A 15,581-nucleotide genomic window follows, 5' to 3' on the forward strand; every position below is an offset into this window, starting at 1 on the left:
GCGGCGCTGCTGATGCCAATCTGGCACCGCGGCCTGCCGCCTTAGCTCAGTCGGCCAGAGCGACGCACTCGTAATGCGTAGGTCAAGGGTTCGATTCCCTTAGGCGGCTCCGACGAAGTCCAGGTCAGCTTCTGGCTGACCTGGACTTTTTCTTATGCTGTGACCTTGCGGGGCTGGAACTCAAGGATCTTCGCACCCCCGTTGTGGCCATTGTGTGGCCATCGCGTTGGCCGTTGGTCCCGTCGGACGCCCCCGGTCCCGTCGACTCGGGGTCGGGCGGGGGCGGTAGGGGCGTGCGTGAGGCACCCCGGGGGAACATGCGCGCAGTTCGACCTTCGGCATGACCGATTGATGTGTGTCTTGCGTGATCTCGCCCCACTCGGCGCGCTCGGCGTCCTGTTCCACCTCGTGCTGGTCGAGAACTCGTCGGTGTACTCGTCGAGGTGACTTCGCGCTCGCCGCTGTTCGCCGTGGGAGCGCTCTCGACGACGTCCCAACCATCAGTAGCGGCTTCCACTGATGAACGGTACCGAGGGTGCACCCTGGGCGCGGCGGCGCGTGGAGTGGTCCGTGGTCAGAGGCTGATGTGGTACGCCTTCCGCAGCGTCTCGTGCACGGTCCACGTCGTACGGTCGCCCTCGCGCAGCACGCAGGCGTCCCCCGGCCCGACCTCGATGACCGTCCCGCCTTCGAACTCGATCGTGGCCCGCCCGCTGACCACGACGAACAGCTCGTTGGCCTCGGTGTCGGTCACCACGCCCGGGGTGATCTGCCAGATGCCGCGAAGCTGCTTGCCGTCGGGGGACTCCCACAGGACCTTCCCGGTGACGACCGGGTCCCCGGAGACGATCTGCTCGGCGGCGAGGGGCTCCACTTCGAGCTCCGCGTCGGGAATGTGGACGGCGAAGGGGGCAACGGAATGATCAATACCTGTCATAGCGGCCCACAGTATCCGCGCCGTCCCAGCCGCCCGGACTCAGCCCGCCTGTCGAGACACGCGTCGCGGGACGGGGCGGGCGCGGGGTGGGCCGGTGGCGTTACGCGCCTTTGAGGTGGTGTTACGCGCCTTTGAGGTGGCGCATCAGGCGTTCGAAGTCCTGCCAGCCCGACAGGTCCGCCGGGTCGCCCGGGAGGCGGTAGTAGAGGGCGGGGCGGGTCGCGGGGCCGAGGGGGAGCGGTGGGTCGGGGAGCGGCGTGCGGCGGGCCCGGTCGCCGGGCAGCTCGCGGACCTCTTCCGCCCCGAGGACGAAGGCCAGTGGGACGCCGGGGCCTTCGAAGCGGGGCGGGACCATCAGGTCGCGGCGGGCCTTGCGGAGCTGGAGGAGCAGGGATTGGAGGTGGTGGCGGGTGGCCAGGATCTCCGCGGTCCGGGGAAGGGCGTCCAGCGGGGGTTCTTCGTCCGGGCCGTAGCCGAAGGCCAGGGTGACGTCCTCCTCCACACCCGCCGTCGTGCGGCTGATCCGGACCGTGGCCAGGCCGGGGCGGGCAGGGGAGCCGACGACCACCAGCCAGGTGGGTTCGGGCGCCCGGTCGTGGGCGAGGTCGGTCAACTGCCGTAGGGACCAAGGCAGGTTGGCGGGTTCGGCGGTGCCCCAGCCGGCCGGGGGTTCGCCGGTCAGCTCACGCCAGACCGACTCCAGCGCACCGCCGAGGACAAGGCGGTCATCGGCGGGGTGAACGGTGCGAAAGGTGATGGCCAGTTGGCGTTCGCCGGTGTCGGCGAACGCCTGGTAGGCGGCGGCCACCGGGGTGCGTGGCTCTTCGGGGGTGGCGTCCGCGGCCTCGACCGGGGCGAACAGGCCGTTCTGCCAGCGCAGTACGGCGCCGGAGAGGCCGTCGTAGTAGCCCTCCCGCTCGTCCTGGACGACCCAGCGCGAGGGCCAGCCGCCGAGGCTGTTGCGGACGGCGGGGGAGAGCCGGGCCTTCGGTGACGTGACGATCTGGAGGCCGAGTTCGGCGCGGGCGGTGGCGCGGAGCGCGTCCGAGAGCCAGGCCGTCATGGCGACCACCGGGCGGTCCTGGATGACCACGGCCACCTTGTCGGTGAGGACATCGACGGCGGGCTGCGCGGCTGCGGGCGTCTTCGCCACACTCACCCCGTCGGACTCCACCACGGCGAGGGAACGAGCTGCCTCCGGCGGCCAGGCGGAGCCACCGGACAGGGAGGCGAGCCGGGCGGCGAAGGTCCCCGCGAGCCGCTCCGCCTCCTCGACACCGGTGGTGGCGCGGGCCTCGGTCCACCAGAACGGCACCGGAGGCTCAGTGGCCCCGAGCAACCGCTGGGCCTCGCCCGCCACATGCACGAGCACCGGTGCCTCCACGGAGACCAAGGGGCGCCCCTCCGCGTCACAGAGCTGTACGACGGCGTCCTCACCCGTCGTCCCGACCAGCTTGTCGGGTCCTCCGGCGAGCAGACCCGCGAGCACGCTCAACGGGTCGGGCATCTTCTGTGTGAGGGTGACGACGTCCTTGGTCATGGGGTTCCTGTCCGGTCCTCTCTCGTCCTGAGTGCCTGGAGTGCCTGGAGTGCCTGCCGGAGCGCCTTCGATGTCACCCGTCCGTGTACACCGTCTGGATCAGCCGGTTCGGCCGGCCACGCTGGATCAGGACGCCACGCCCGGCGGGCTGCTGTGCGGCGTACACCCCCGGGAACAGCTGCCCCTCGCTGCGGTCGCCCGCCATGACGAGTGCCGAGGCCCCCGATTCCCGCAGGCCCAGCACCAGCGGTTCGTACATCCCGCGCGAGGAGCCCGCGACCCGGCGGGTCAGGACGAAGTGGAGGCCGATGTCGACCGCCGACGGGATGTACGGCAGGAACGGCGCGAGCGGCGCCTGGCCCGCCGTGGTCAGCACGTCGTAGTCGTCGACCAGGACCACGATCCGCGGACCGCTGCCCCAACTGCCCGGCTCCAGGTCCTCGGTGTCCGCGTTGTCCGCGTTCTCGTCGGGTAGCCGCTTCTCGAGTTCGGTGGCGATACCGGCGGCAAGGCCCCCGCACATCCTGGCGTTGTACGCGTACCCGCCGCGGAACTCCTCGGGGATCGCGCCGCGCAGCCCGCGCCGCGGGTCCATCACGGCGAAGACCAGATCGTCCTCGCCGTAGCGCTCGATGAGGCCGTGGGCGATCGTCCTGAGGAGGTTCGTCTTGCCGCATTCGCTGTCGCCCAGCACCAGCAGATGCTGGTCGTGCTGGAACAGGTCGAGGGTCACCGGCGCGAGCGCCGTCTGATCCAGGCCGATCGGCACCCGCTCGGGCTCGGCGGCCGGCCCCGGCAGCAGACCGGGCTCCAGGACGTGCGGGAGCACCCGCACGGGCTGGGCGACCTCACCGCTCCAGGTCGCGCGGATGGTGCGGGCGGTGCGCTCCAGGACGGCGCCCAGTTCCGCGGTGTCGGCGAGCCCGTCCGTACGGGCCAGCGCCACCTGAGCGAAGAGCTTGCCGTCGGTGAGCACCCGGCCGGGCTCGTCCGGCGCCAGGGTCTGCGCGAGCTTGCGGTCGATGCTGGACTCGCTGGGGTCGTTGAGACGCAGTTCGATACGCGTGCCGAAGTTCGACTGGGTGGCGATGCGGACGTCGTTCCAGCGCAGCATGGCCGCGACGACATGGACCCCGTAGCCGCCACCCCGCTTGAGGAGGTCGACCACCGCGTCGTCCAGTTCTTCGAAGTCGTCCCGCAGCGCCCCGAAGCCGTCGATCACCAGCACGATCTCGGCGGAGCCCAGCTCGGGCAGCTGCCCGGCCGCGTGCAGGGAGCGCAACTGCTCGACGGAGTCGATGCCGTGCCGGCGGAAGAGGTCCTCGCGGGTCGCGAGCATGGTCCGCACCTCTTCGACGGTGCGCCCGGCGCGTTCGCGGTCGGCGCGTCCCGCGACACCGCCGACATGGGGCAGCCCGGACAGTGCTTGGAGTCCTCCGCCCACCAGGTCGAGGGCGTAGACACCGACCTCCTGCGGGGTGTGGGTCAGCGCGAGGGAGAGGGCGAGCGTGCGCAGCAGCGTGGTCTTGCCGGACTGCGGGCCGCCGATGACGGCGGCGTGGCCGCCCGCCACCGTGAGGTCCAGGTACCACCGGCCCTGCCACTGCTTGGTGGGGTCGTCGAGCAGCCCGAGCGGTATCCGGAGCTGTCCGCCGCCGTCGGACGGGGCGCGCGAAGCGCTCGATGAGGGGCGGCGGCCGGGTGACGGGTGGGCCAGCTGCATACCGCGCGCGCCGACCTCCAGCGGGCCCGCGACCGTGTCCAGCGCGATGGCGTCGGGCAGCGGGGGCAGCCAGATACGGCGCACCGGGGCGGCGGCGTCGGCGAGTTGCGCCACCATGACGCCCAGCTCGGTCGGCCCGGTCTCACGGCGCCGCATCGCGGGCTCCGATTCGCCCGGATTCTCCGGTTCGGCGAGCGTGTTGTACGCCTGGTACTCCAGCGCGAGCGGTCCGATGTCCTCCTCCTCGTCCCGCTGGACGGGCCCGCGGTAGGCGCCGGAGACATAACTCGCCTTGAAGCGTTCGTAGTGGCTGGTGTCGACCTTCAGGAAGCCGAAGCCGGGCAGCGGCGGGAGGTGGAAGGCGTCCGTGGTGTCCAGGACCGTACGGGACTCGTCGGCCGAGAAGGTGCGCAGGCCCAGCCGGTACGAGAGATAGGTGTCAAGACCTTTGAGCTTGCCGCTCTCGATGCGCTGGCTGGACAGCAGTAGATGCACCCCGATGGAGCGGCCGATGCGACCGATGGACAGGAACAGATCGATGAAGTCCGGTTTTGCGGTGAGCAGTTCGCCGAACTCGTCGATGACCACGAAGAGATGGGGCAGCGGTTCGAGGTCGGGCCGCTTCGCGGCGCGCAGCGCGGCGTAGTCACCGATGTCGGCGAGGTTGCCCGCGTCCTTGAGGACCTGCTGACGGCGCTTGACCTCGCCCGCGAGCGAGGCGTGGACGCGCTCGACCAGACCCGCCTGGTTCTCCAGGTTGGTGATGACGCCCGCGACATGCGGCAGTTCGGCGAAGGGCGCGAACGTCGCGCCGCCCTTGTAGTCGACGAGGACGAGGGCGAGGTCCTCGGGGGGATGGCTGGCGACCAGGGCGAGGACGAGGGTGCGCAGCAGCTCCGACTTTCCCGAACCGGTCGCGCCCACACACAGCCCGTGCGGCCCCATGCCGAGCTCGGACGATTCCTTGAGGTCGAGCAGGACCGGTTCGTGGGAGTCACTGATGCCGATCGGCACGCGCAGGAAGGCGCGTTCACCGCGCGGCGCCCACAGGCGTGAAACATCCAGCCGGGCCACATCGTCGATGCCGAGCAGCCCGGCGAAGTCGACGGGGCCGGACAGCGGGGCGTCGACGAGCGACTCGGCGGACAGCCGCAGCGGCGCGATCATCCGGGCCAGCCCTTCGGCGAACGGGATGCCCACCTCGTCCACCGTGCCGTGGGCGCTGATCGGCTCCTTCTCGCGCAGATCCTCGATGACGACCTGGTCGCCGTCGACCGTGATCCGGACGCTCACCTGCCCCGGCTCCTGGATCCGCTGCTCGAGGAGATGGAGCACCGTGACGCCCATCTCGCGCAAGCCCACCGCGTCGTCCGGGCGCGGCAGGTCGACGGCGTCCTCGCCGTGCCCGTCGGCCACCACGAGCAGGCGTGAGGTCATGGCCAGTGCGTCCACACCGGACAGGCCGCGGCGCACCTCGGCCGCGTACGAGGCACGGCGGCGCAGCTCGGGGCCGATCTGCCGGGCGAGCTGGGGCGGTGAGGGGGCGATGCGACGGGCCGCGACGGGCCCGTCGAACTGCTCGGTGTCGAGCAGATGCGGCAGCCACTTCGCCCACTCCCAGTCGGCCATCCGCTCACCCGGCACGGCGAGCGCCATCCCCGCGTCGTCCGGCGCGTGGGTGGCGGCGGTCTGGACGAGCAGGGCGCGTACGACGCGCAGACAGTCCTCGCGCGGACCGATGACGCTGATGTTGCCGACGCGGTCCAGGGCCACGGTGAGCGGGAGTTCGGTGCCGTTGCGGAAGCGGGCCATGAGCGCCGACGCCTCGTTGAGCATGAAGCGGTCGGGCGGGGTGAGGACGGACGAGCCCTGCTGGCCGAGGGCGAGGTCGCGTACCGGCATCTCACCGGTGCCCACGCGCACCCGCAGGAAGTCCCCGTCCGGACGGCGGCGCTCCCACAGCCGGGCCGGGTCGCGCACGATGTCGTACAGGGCGTCCGGCGGCGGGTTGAGCACATCCGCCCGCTCCCTGCGCTCGCGCTCCTCGCGGGCGAGTTCCTCGCGGAGGTCTTCGAGATAGGTGAGGTACGCCTCGCGCTGGGTGCGGCGGGTGCGCTGGGCCTTGCCGCGCTGTGAGAAGACCAGGCCGAGGGAGCCGATGATGGTGACGAGGACGATGATCGCGCCGAGCCCGGCGAACTGGCTGTTGCGGACGACCGTCATCATCACGACGGACGACAGCACACCGGCGACGGGCAGCAGCGACATCGCGATGTTGCCCGACTTCCCCTCGGGGAGGTTGGGCGGGGCCTCGATGGTGCGCGCCTCGGAGGGGGCCGGGGGGCGGGTGGTCCGGGCCGGGCGGTGGATCAGTCGGGTACTCATCGGCGTCCGTCCTCGGGATCAGCGGCGCTGCTGGGAGAGCCGGAACGCGTCCGCGGCGAGGGCGGCGGTGGCTTCCCTGGTCGCGTGGGCGAGGCGTTCGGTGCGGATCGGGCCACCGGCCGCCAAGTGCCGGTCGTACGGCAGCACCCGGACGCTCGCTCCGGTGGCGGTGAGCTGCCGGGCCGCCTTGGCGAGGTCGATGCCGGAGTGCGGGACGAGTTCGGTGAGGACGACGACGGTTCCGGCGAGGATGTGGCGGGGCAGCCCCTGCATCCACTCCAGCACCGCGCGGGTGCTGGCGATGCCCTCGAGGGTGGCGGGTGCGGTCAGCACCCGGGCCTGGGCGGCCGAGAGAGCGACCCGGGCGACCTCGGCGGGCAGCGTCTCGCAGTCGACGACGGTCACGCCGAAGTAGCGGCGCAGCGAGACCATGACCCGCTCGTACGCCTTGGTGTCGAGCATCGCGCCGATCTGGCCCTGGCTGCCGGGGAGCAGCCAGGCGTTGCCCGGCAGTTGGACGAGATAGCCGGTGACGTCGAGCAGGGACATCTGCGGTTCCACGATCCCGGCCAGGTCGCCGGTGGTCCAGCGCAGCGACTCGGCGCCGAGCCGCGACGGCAGTGAGCCGAGCGCCGGGTCGGCCTCGACGACGAGCACCGGGTCCTGCCGGTAGTGCGCGTACGTCATGCCGAGCAGCGCGGCCACGGTCGACTTGCCCGCGCCACCGCGGATGGAGGTGACGGCGATCTGGCGGCCGGTGGTCACGGGCTGCTGGAGGATCTCGGCGGTGGCGGTGGTCTCGGCGACCTCGCGCGCGGCCGAGGTGGAGACGGTACGGCGCAGGGTGCGCACGGCGCGCGAGGCCAGGTGCTCGCCGTGGCGCGGCCGGTGCGCGGCGGCGGCGAGGGCGGCATCGACCACGGGGCGGGAGTCGGGGGTGCGCGGGGGCGGCGGGGCCGGGTGGGGCGCGCTCGGGGGTGGGGTGGTGGTGTCGTGTCGCGGGGTGTTGGGGGGTGGCGCCGCCACGGGGGGATCCACCGGGGCGTCACCCCGGGCGTCCCCCCGGGCATCCACCGGGGCGTCCATCGGGGCGCTGTTGTCCCGCAGGGTGCGCAGCACATCGCTCTGCCAGTTGTCCGCGTTCGCCATCTCGGCCCTCTTTCCCACCTGCCACCCCGCCCGGAGGGCTGCGCGATCGACTCAGAACTTGTTGAGCAGCTGTCCGTAGACGCCGAACACACCGACGGCGAGCGGGAAGAGTCCCACGACGCCGATGGATTCGGTCAGATCGGCCACCCGTCGCAGCCGGACCCGCACATGCTCGGGCGGCTGCACCGCCAGGACGAGCAGCGGCAGCACGGCGGCCGCGCACAGTACGGCGAGCGGTCCGGTGCCCCCGGTATGCCCCATCCACACGACCACCAGACGTACGACGAGCGCCGAGGCGGCGGCGATCAGCGTGACGACCTCGGCGATCAGCGGGAAGGCGCGCGCCCTGGAGAGCAGCACCAGGGCCACGACCGAGGACAGCGTCATCGTCCACACGGTCGGCTCGTCGGCCCGGGTGAGCAGCCAGGCGCCGGCCGCCGCGGAGGCCGCGGTGACCATCGTCGCGAGGGCGAGACCGCGGTGCGTGGCCGCGAGCGCGTTGCCCACCTGGTGGCGGCTGACGGACGCACCGGCGGAGCGGCGGTCATCGAGCGCGGTGAGGCCCGAGGCCATGAGGGCGAACCGGGGCAGCAGCCCGAGGAGGAGCACGGAGAGGACCGCCATCACGGCGCCGAGCCGGGCCGTGTTGTCCTGCACGGCGGCGACGGCCTGCCACGCGATGGCGAGCCCGGTGGTGGCCGCGGCGCCGACGAGGCCGCCGCGGCCGAGCGGTGAGAAGTAACCGAGCAGGACCAGCGTCAGGACGACCGCGCCCGCGACGGCGGCAAGCCGCGTGGTCCCCGGCCAGCCGTGGGCGTCGGCGGCGGTCCACGCGGCCAGGACGCCGAGTCCGCCGGAGGTGATCAGCAGCGCGGTGGCGAGCCCGCGGTTGCCCCGCCCGACCTTGGCGGCGGCCGCACCGGCCGCGGCGAGGACGAGCGCGACGACGGCGAGGGCGCCCGCGAGCGCGTCGAGCGCGAGTTCGCGGCGGGCGAGCAGTCCGGCGAGCACCGCGAAGACCACGGTCGCCACACCCGCGCTGATCCGGCGCGCGGCCGGGCGCCAGCGCCAGGTCTGGAGGTCCAGGTCGTCCGCCACGAGGTCGGTGACGTCGTGCACCACGGGCGCGGGCGGCGCCGCATGCGCCCGTACGAGCCGCAGCACGGCCCCGTCGGCGACCTCGGCCGAGGAGAGCGTGGCGTCATGCGGCAGCGCGGAGCCGTCGGCCGTGATCAACTGCCGGGTCATCGGCCGCGATGCGGCCCGGTCGTCCAGCAACTGGAGGATGTCCGGCAGCAATTGCCCGATCGGAGCGTCGGACGGTAGGACGATATCGGCCCGGCGGTGCTCGCCGATCAGCGTCACCCGGCTGAGCTGCGCCCGGGAAGTCGATGCTGTGTTCACCACGTGGGGGAACCTATCGTCGCGACGTCGAGGGCGTGAATGCGGTCGGTATCAATGTCAACCCTTATCGGATTTCTCGGACTTGCCGGAGTTCTTGGGGTCAGGTGTCTGAGGTGGCTGCTGATACTGCTGTTCCTGGCGCTGCCGCTTCTCCTGCTCGTCCTTCTGCTTCTGCAAGGTGTGCTGGAGGAACGACCATCCGACGCAACCCGCGCACAGGACGGCGGCGATGGCGATTCCGGCGAACATCTTGCCGATCCGCTCATCCGCTGTACGCCGCGCCCGCTGAGCGCCGAACAGCAGCGCGTCCCGCATTCTGCGGCGGCGTACCGCGACTGACTCCAGGAGCTGGCTGTCGTAATCCCGTGCCACTGGTCTGGGATTCCTCTCCTCACTGCCTCTGTGCAACGTAAGCCATCGTGCGCGGGCCGTACAGACCGGGTCGGTCGTCCAGCGCGTTCAGACTCGTCTCGTCCAGGTTGAGCGGACTCCGCTCCAAGGACTGCTCCATGCTCCCCTTGGGGATGGCGGCGGTGTCGACCTCCATGTATCCGGCGGCATCGAGGGCGAACGTGCCACCCCGCTCGAACATCCGCACAAGCGGCTCGAAGGGCGCCGGAAGATCCACGAGGTACTGATGGAGATCTGTCAGAACCGCGAAGTGGAGAGCCGATGCGACGGTCTCAAGAACCACCGGCTGTTGGAGACCGATCTTTCCGGCAAGCACCTTGACGACGTCGGCATCGACCCGAGCGGCCGGGTCAATGTGGCTGGCGATATCGAAGAAGGGCCACTCACCGGACCTCGTCTCCCGCGCCCACACAGCAGACCGCCGCATGAACTCGCGCATGAGCGCCACCCGTGAATGGGTTCGATCGAACGTTCCGACCCAGTCCACGTTCTCCAGCCGCTCGGCGAGAGCTGTCGCCGATGCCGTCCTCATGGCCTGTTCCTCCGGATGTAGTCGATGAGGAACCTTCTATTGGTGGTAGTCAGAGCTTTCTCGTCAGGTTTGGTCTCATTCCGTCGTCGTCTGCGTCGGGGGTGCTGACGCTGTATCCGACAGCACTGCCGAAGTAGGTCGCCCCACCCGTCTCAACCTCCATGCCGAGGGCGGATTCGAGTGCACGCAGCGCATCGGCCAGCCGTGGCGCCTTCCGGCTCTGAACCTCCGGATGCGGTCGGCCGGAGAAAACGAACCAGCCCCAAATGTCATGGTGAACGGACACAGTGACAAACGGACCGCAGGGGCCCGTCGTGACGGACAGATCGACGACCTGGGGCTCGAATCGCGAGCCCCATCAAACGTTCATTGCTTGGTTCAGGACCATTATCGATGGTCGCTTCGATTAGTTGGGCCGCATTGATGTTACTCATCAGAACGTATAAGGCGTCGTTCGTGTTCGGGGCGCTGGGGACCGGGGACGTGTCCCGCGCAGCTGACAACGTCGAGTGCGCGCAGCTCGGTATGGCCGCGGAACTGCTCGACCATGAGGCGTTCGGAGTCCTGCCAGCCGGACGGGTCCGCCGGGTCTCCCGGGAGGGGGTAATAAGACGTCGTTTCTGATGGCGTGATCGCTCGTTGAGCCGTGCATGACGGATCTGGTTGAGCGGTTGGTGCCGGACGAGTTGTGGGTGCTGTTCCGGCGGGTGGTCCCGCCGACGGAGGTCATACGCCCGCAAGGCGGCGGCCGCCGACGGGCCGGTGACCGCGCATGCCTGGCAGCGATCATCTTCGTGGCCACCTCGGGCTGCACGTGGCGGCAGCTGCCGCCGGTGTTCGGGCCGGCCTGGCCCACCGTCTACCGGCGCTTCGCCCAGTGGAGCCGGGACCGGGTATGGGCCAGGCTCCACCGCGTCATCCTCGACGAGCTCGGTGCCCGCGGCGAGTTGGACTGGTCGCGGTGTGCGATCGACTCCGTCAGCGTCAGGGCGGCAAAAGGGGGCCACTGACCGGACCGAATCCGACCGATCGCGGCAAGAGCGGATCGAAAATCCACCTGATCACGGACCGCAACGGGCTACCTCTATCCCTGGGCGTCTCCGGCGCCAACATGCACGACAGCCTCGGACTGGAACCGCTCGTGCGCGGGATCCCGCCCATCCGCTCCCGGCGCGGCCCGCGCCGCCGGCGTCCGGCCAAGCTCCATGCCGACAAGGGCTACGACTACGACCACCTGCGTCGATGGCTCCGTAAGAGAGGCATCCGCCACCGCATCGCCCGCAAGGGCATCGAGTCCTCCACCCGGCTGGGTCGCCACCGTTGGGTCGTCGAAAGGACGGTTTCCTGGCTCGCCGGATGCCGCCGCCTGCACCGTCGCTATGAACGCAAGGCCGAGCACTTCCTCGCCTTCGTCGGCATAGCCGCAACCCTCATCGGCTACCGCCGACTCACCAAGTGAAACGACGTCTAAGGGGCGGGGCCGGACAGGGGCGTGGAGGGCGTGGTCGCCCCGTAGGGTCAGTCTTCGCTCGTGAGCCCTCGCAACGATGCCAGGTCACACGTGCCGGGCTTGTCGTCCTCCGAGAGGTCGGCCAGCTCGGCGAGGGCCTGGGAGGGGGACAGACCTCGGTCGTACGCCGAGCGCAGCCGGTCCAGCCACTTGAGACCCTCCTTGTACACGTCGTCGTCCCCGACGTCCCGTGGTTCGAAGCTCGCCGCGTTCTCGGCGTCGGAGGCCCAGAGGTACCCGAGTACCTGGCGCTCACTTCGCACGGGAACGTACTGGACTTCGCCGTCCGCGTTGCGCTTGTAGCCGATGCGACCGAATCCGGGCGTGTGTGTGAACGTGTCGTACCGAGTGAGGACCTCGAAGCTGGACCACACGTCGGACGCTGTGCCGTCGTCGTCGAAGTAGTTTTCGACGCCGAACTCGGTCGGCTTGCCGAAGTAGGTCGGGTCGTCCGGATCGGTCTCCATGTCGAGCGCCTCCGAGAGATCGCGGAGGGTGGCGGACAGCCGCGGAGCGTTCGCCGCGTACACGGCGGGCTGGGGACGGCCTTTGAGGTCGTACGGCATCCAGGCATCCGAAGACGTCACCAGATCGACGGTGAGGTAATCGAGAAACGCGGAGACCCCGAGTCGGCACACTCGCTCTTCATGAGGGTCCGCCTCCCCGGCCAGGACCACACCGGGGCTGTTCACATGGGCGTCTACCCCCCCGACCTCTCCGGGGCGCAGCGCGGCCTCGACCCGCGTGGCCAACTGCTGGGCGACCTCCGCTGGGGGCGACGGCTCGTCGACCACGAACTCTTCCTTGAAGAGGTGACTGTTCGAGTCCCCGGCCTCGTGTACGGACACGGACACCGTCGGAGGACCGACCACGAGCTGGTGGTCCGCCAGGACGGAATAGGCAGTCAGTGCCGCGTGGAGGCAAGCGACGATCATGTCCCGGTCCTGACCGTCCCGTCCCCAGGTCCATCGGGCTACAGGAGTGCTAGCGATCACAGTGTTCCCTCCGGCATGAACTTACCGCGGGGCGGGACGACAATAACCCCATCTTCCACGCGAATGATGAACTGAACGCCCTTCTTACCGTAGACGTCTGTAAGGCGCTGTTCTGTTCTGAGGGTGACGTGGTCGGCCAGCGTGCCCTTGGTGTCGACAACGAAGGTCTTGAAGTCAGCGCCCGAATGTTCCAACTGCTTCATGTTGTCGAAGATCTTCTTGACGGCCTTCTTCGGATTCTGGATCTCTTTGAACTGATAACCATGGACGTTGCCGTCCGCATCGCGGGCCATGACATCGAGGTCGGTCTCGCTACCGGTCCTCACCCCGGGCTTGATTTCGACATCTCCCTTAACCTCGAAGGAGATGTCGTGGACGCCGCTCTCGTGTAGCCGGTTGCCGAGGCGGAGCTGCTCGATTCCGCCGGACATCTTGTCCGCGTGGCTCAGGCTGGACACCACTTGCTTGTAGCCGACAGCACCGTTGAACCTGCCGGACGCAATGGTGTCGGCGATTTCTTGTCCGGCAGGATTGTCGGCGAGATTGGCCAGTACACGGTCCAGGTCGTCCGGCTTCGGGGGCGGGCGTCGGAACTGCTCACGGATCTTCTGCTCGGTCTCACCGCCGCGCTCGAAGGGTCCGGATTCGTCGCGCGGCCGCTCCCAGTCGTGTGGATCGCCGGTGCTCTCGTCACCGAACCCGCCAGGCGCAGTCGGTTCGTCCGGACCATTTCCTCCGGGCCCATGCCCACCACTGTCGGAACTTCCGGGGCCTTCTCCGTGGCCACCCGCAGGGGCGCCTTCGCCGTGCCCGCCGGTAGGTCCATCGTGGCCGCCGCCCGCGCCAGGACCGTCGCCGTGGCCGCCGTTGGGCGGTTCGTGGCTGGCCGATGGGCCGGGGCCGTGGTCGTGGGCGTGGCCGCCGGGGAGGTTGTCGCCCGCGTGGCCGCCGGGGAGGTTGTCTCCGGCCCGGCCGCCCGGCACGTGGTCGCCCACTCCGCCGCCTGGCAGGTGGTCGCCGACGCGCCCGCCTGGCAGGTCGTCGCCGACGCGGCCGATGTCGTCCAGGCTGCCGCCCAGGTTGATGTGGGCCGCGTTGTCGGGGGTGCGGGCGCCGGTGGCGACGAGGTCGGGTTGGCGGGTGGGGCTGTCCACCTTGGGGATGTCGGAGCCGGCCGCCGGGCGGTCCACGATGTCCGTGGGGGCGTGGGCGGCGTCGTGGGCGAGGGAGCCGTCGGACTTGTAGATGTTGCCGTCGGTGTCCATGAAGCGCGGAGCGCCTTCGCCGGGAAGTTTGACGCTGCCCGGGGGCAGGAGGCCGCCGTCGGGCAGGGCGACGCTGTCCTTGGGGATTTTGACCGCGTCGTCCGGGATGGGCGAACCGGAACCGTCGGGGAGGTGGACCTTGCCGTCGGGGGTGAGGTAGGAGCCTTCGGGGATGTGGACCGTGCCGTCGGGGAGTTGGGGGAGGTCGATGGACTCGATCCCCTTGAGCCCCTTGGCGATGTCGCCGATCTTGGACAGACCCGCGCCCGCGCCCTTGGTGATGTAGGTCATCGGGTCGATGGCCTTGCCCGCCTTGCTTGCGGCGGCGAGGGTCTTGGCGACGGCGCCCGCCTTGCCCGCGCCGGAGGCCGCGCTGCCCGCGCCGCCGGTGAAGACGGTGGTCAGGGCGTTGAAGGTGACCGCTCCCGCGGCGCGGCCGGGGTTCTTGCCCCATTCGTCCCAGGCGACGAGGGCTTTGCCGGTCTCCTTCATGGCCGTGCGGGAGTCGCGCAGCCAGGAGGGGAGTTCGTCGTCCGGGAGGGCCCAGAAGAGGGTGCTCGCGCCGGGGATGGCAGTGATGGCCAGGCCGGTGGCGAGTTGGGCCAGGCCCTTCCATGCCTGGCCCATGGCGTCCCAGCCGCCGAAGCCGACGAGGGTGCCCAGGCCTTTGAGGGTGCCCCACACGCCGTCGACGATCAGGCCGTCCCAGACGAAGGACTTGACCCAGTGGCCGATCTCCCAGGCGTGGTGCTTCTCCTCCACCGGGTCGCCCCAGGGGAGCTTGGCCTTCGCCATGTCGTCCGCGTTGAACCCGTACTGGTTCTTGCGGTCCGATCCGTCTCCGGCGACCATCTGGGCGCCGTGGAACAGCGCGGTGATCTTGTTGTGGCAGGTGCGCTCGGCGGCCCAGAACGCGGCGACGGTCCGGGTGATGTCATCGCGCAGCTGGTTGTGTTCGTCGACCTTGTCTTCGTCGTACTGCCAGTCGTCGTCGCCCTCGTGGTCGCCCACGAACGTGGTGGCTTTCGTCTTGAGGTTGGCCAGCTTGGTGACCAGGGGGCGGATCTCGGTGGCGTACTCCGACAGGGCCGTGGCGACCGTTCCCACGTCATCGGCGAAGCCATCGGCGCGGTCCTTGACCGGTTGGGTGGTCGCGAAGAGCTGCTCGGCCTCGGGCGCCTTGTAGTAGGCAGACAGACCCTGGAAGTGACTGTGGACATCGGCGCCGACGGTACGGATATGACCGGCGTCCTTCTTCAGTCCGGTGCAGGCCTTTTCCAGAAGATCCAGATCACCGGTGTACTGGGGAATCTCCTCAGGCTTGATCATTTGGTCTGTATCCCCGGCTTCTTCGGGTCCAGATCAGGGTCGCGCAGCGCCTTGTGCTGGGCCTGAGCGGCCATCTGAAGGTCGCCGTTGAGGTATTCGGTCGTGGCATTCATCGCGCCCTTCAGCGACTTGCCCGCCCGCGCCGCGATGAACTTCAGATCGGGTGTGGCGTGTTCGGAGAACTGGGAGAGGGCCAGGGCGACAAGGCCCCCCTTGGCCTTCTCCCCTCCCTTGCCGGCGTCGGCACTGATGGTGCCGGCATTCTCCGCCGCCGACTGAAGATGGCTGCCGTACGACTTCGCGTGCGTCTCGATCTTCGCCGCGAACTCACCCGTAGTCTTGAGTACGCCCGAAATACCCTGTGGCTTCAGATCCCAGCCCGTCATGAGCCCCCCAGCGAA

11 protein-coding genes and 1 tRNA gene are annotated in these 15,581 nt (G+C 69.9%); 2 read left to right on the forward strand and 10 right to left on the reverse strand.

What is annotated here, in order from left to right; all coding sequences use genetic code 11:
- Window positions 1–35: 35 nt before the first annotated feature.
- A tRNA-Thr gene (locus tag AC4BEG_RS18360) sits at window positions 36–109 on the forward strand.
- A 465-nt stretch (window positions 110–574) separates the two neighbouring features.
- Here AC4BEG_RS18360 and AC4BEG_RS18365 read toward each other — a convergent pair.
- The 7 genes from AC4BEG_RS18365 to AC4BEG_RS18395 form a co-directional block, all read right to left on the reverse strand.
- A complete protein-coding gene (locus AC4BEG_RS18365; protein WP_490706930.1) occupies window positions 575–937 on the reverse strand; it encodes a cupin domain-containing protein in 363 nt (120 codons plus the stop codon).
- A 121-nt stretch (window positions 938–1,058) separates the two neighbouring features.
- A complete protein-coding gene (locus tag AC4BEG_RS18370) occupies window positions 1,059–2,477 on the reverse strand; it encodes a DUF6177 family protein (RefSeq protein ID WP_490706931.1) in 1,419 nt (472 codons plus the stop codon).
- A 73-nt stretch (window positions 2,478–2,550) separates the two neighbouring features.
- The gene (eccCa, locus tag AC4BEG_RS18375; RefSeq protein ID WP_490706932.1) at window positions 2,551–6,585 is read right to left on the reverse strand and encodes a type VII secretion protein EccCa; all 4,035 of its coding nucleotides are present in this window, start codon (window positions 6,583–6,585) and stop codon (window positions 2,551–2,553) included.
- 18 nt (window positions 6,586–6,603) lie between these two features.
- Entirely contained in the window at window positions 6,604–7,734 is a 1,131-nt protein-coding gene (locus AC4BEG_RS18380) for a MinD/ParA family ATP-binding protein (RefSeq protein ID WP_490706933.1), read from the reverse strand.
- A 51-nt stretch (window positions 7,735–7,785) separates the two neighbouring features.
- Window positions 7,786–9,141: a type VII secretion integral membrane protein EccD gene (gene eccD / locus AC4BEG_RS18385; RefSeq protein ID WP_490706934.1), complete on the reverse strand. Its 1,356-nt coding sequence runs from the start codon at window positions 9,139–9,141 to the stop codon at window positions 7,786–7,788.
- A gap of 54 nt (window positions 9,142–9,195) precedes the next feature.
- Entirely contained in the window at window positions 9,196–9,510 is a 315-nt protein-coding gene (locus AC4BEG_RS18390) for a hypothetical protein (RefSeq protein ID WP_490706935.1), read from the reverse strand.
- 19 nt (window positions 9,511–9,529) lie between these two features.
- On the reverse strand, window positions 9,530–10,081 hold the full coding sequence (locus AC4BEG_RS18395; protein ID WP_490706936.1) for a hypothetical protein: 552 nt from the start codon (window positions 10,079–10,081) through the stop codon (window positions 9,530–9,532).
- Window positions 10,082–10,731: 650 nt separating this feature from the next.
- Here AC4BEG_RS18395 and AC4BEG_RS18400 point away from each other — a divergent pair.
- Window positions 10,732–11,540 (forward strand): IS5 family transposase gene (locus AC4BEG_RS18400; RefSeq protein WP_490703778.1). Its coding sequence is split into 2 segments (ribosomal slippage): window positions 10,732–11,074 and window positions 11,074–11,540, totalling 810 coding nucleotides; the frame shifts between segments, so codons are not numbered across the junction.
- 59 nt (window positions 11,541–11,599) lie between these two features.
- Here the strand turns inward: AC4BEG_RS18400 and AC4BEG_RS18405 are convergent.
- From AC4BEG_RS18405 to AC4BEG_RS18415, 3 genes are read right to left on the reverse strand one after another with little or no spacing between them, the layout of a single operon-like run.
- Window positions 11,600–12,526, reverse strand: coding sequence for a hypothetical protein (locus AC4BEG_RS18405; RefSeq protein ID WP_490706937.1), 927 nt, complete (start codon window positions 12,524–12,526; stop codon window positions 11,600–11,602).
- Between the two features lie 56 nt (window positions 12,527–12,582).
- Entirely contained in the window at window positions 12,583–15,180 is a 2,598-nt protein-coding gene (locus tag AC4BEG_RS18410) for an ICP22 family protein (RefSeq protein ID WP_490706938.1), read from the reverse strand.
- Entirely contained in the window at window positions 15,177–15,566 is a 390-nt protein-coding gene (locus tag AC4BEG_RS18415) for a DUF6507 family protein (RefSeq protein ID WP_490706939.1), read from the reverse strand. The genes AC4BEG_RS18410 and AC4BEG_RS18415 overlap by 4 nt, the downstream gene beginning before the upstream one ends.
- Between the last annotated feature and the right edge of the window lie 15 nt (window positions 15,567–15,581).

The sequence above is a fragment of the Streptomyces sp. JLBJ103 genome (assembly GCF_058215575.1).

Excerpts from the sequence above, each read along its gene's own strand:
- AC4BEG_RS18365 (WP_490706930.1), bottom strand. The coding sequence starts at position 937 with ATGACAGGTATTGATCATTCCGTTGCCCCCTTCGCCGTCCACATTCCC.
- AC4BEG_RS18380 (WP_490706933.1), bottom strand. The coding sequence starts at position 7,734 with ATGGCGAACGCGGACAACTGGCAGAGCGATGTGCTGCGCACCCTGCGG.
- AC4BEG_RS18415 (WP_490706939.1), bottom strand. The coding sequence starts at position 15,566 with ATGACGGGCTGGGATCTGAAGCCACAGGGTATTTCGGGCGTACTCAAG.
- AC4BEG_RS18395 (WP_490706936.1), bottom strand. The coding sequence starts at position 10,081 with ATGAGGACGGCATCGGCGACAGCTCTCGCCGAGCGGCTGGAGAACGTG.
- AC4BEG_RS18405 (WP_490706937.1), bottom strand. The coding sequence starts at position 12,526 with ATGATCGTCGCTTGCCTCCACGCGGCACTGACTGCCTATTCCGTCCTG.
- AC4BEG_RS18410 (WP_490706938.1), bottom strand. The coding sequence starts at position 15,180 with ATGATCAAGCCTGAGGAGATTCCCCAGTACACCGGTGATCTGGATCTT.
- AC4BEG_RS18370 (WP_490706931.1), bottom strand. The coding sequence starts at position 2,477 with ATGACCAAGGACGTCGTCACCCTCACACAGAAGATGCCCGACCCGTTG.
- eccCa (WP_490706932.1), bottom strand. The coding sequence starts at position 6,585 with ATGAGTACCCGACTGATCCACCGCCCGGCCCGGACCACCCGCCCCCCG.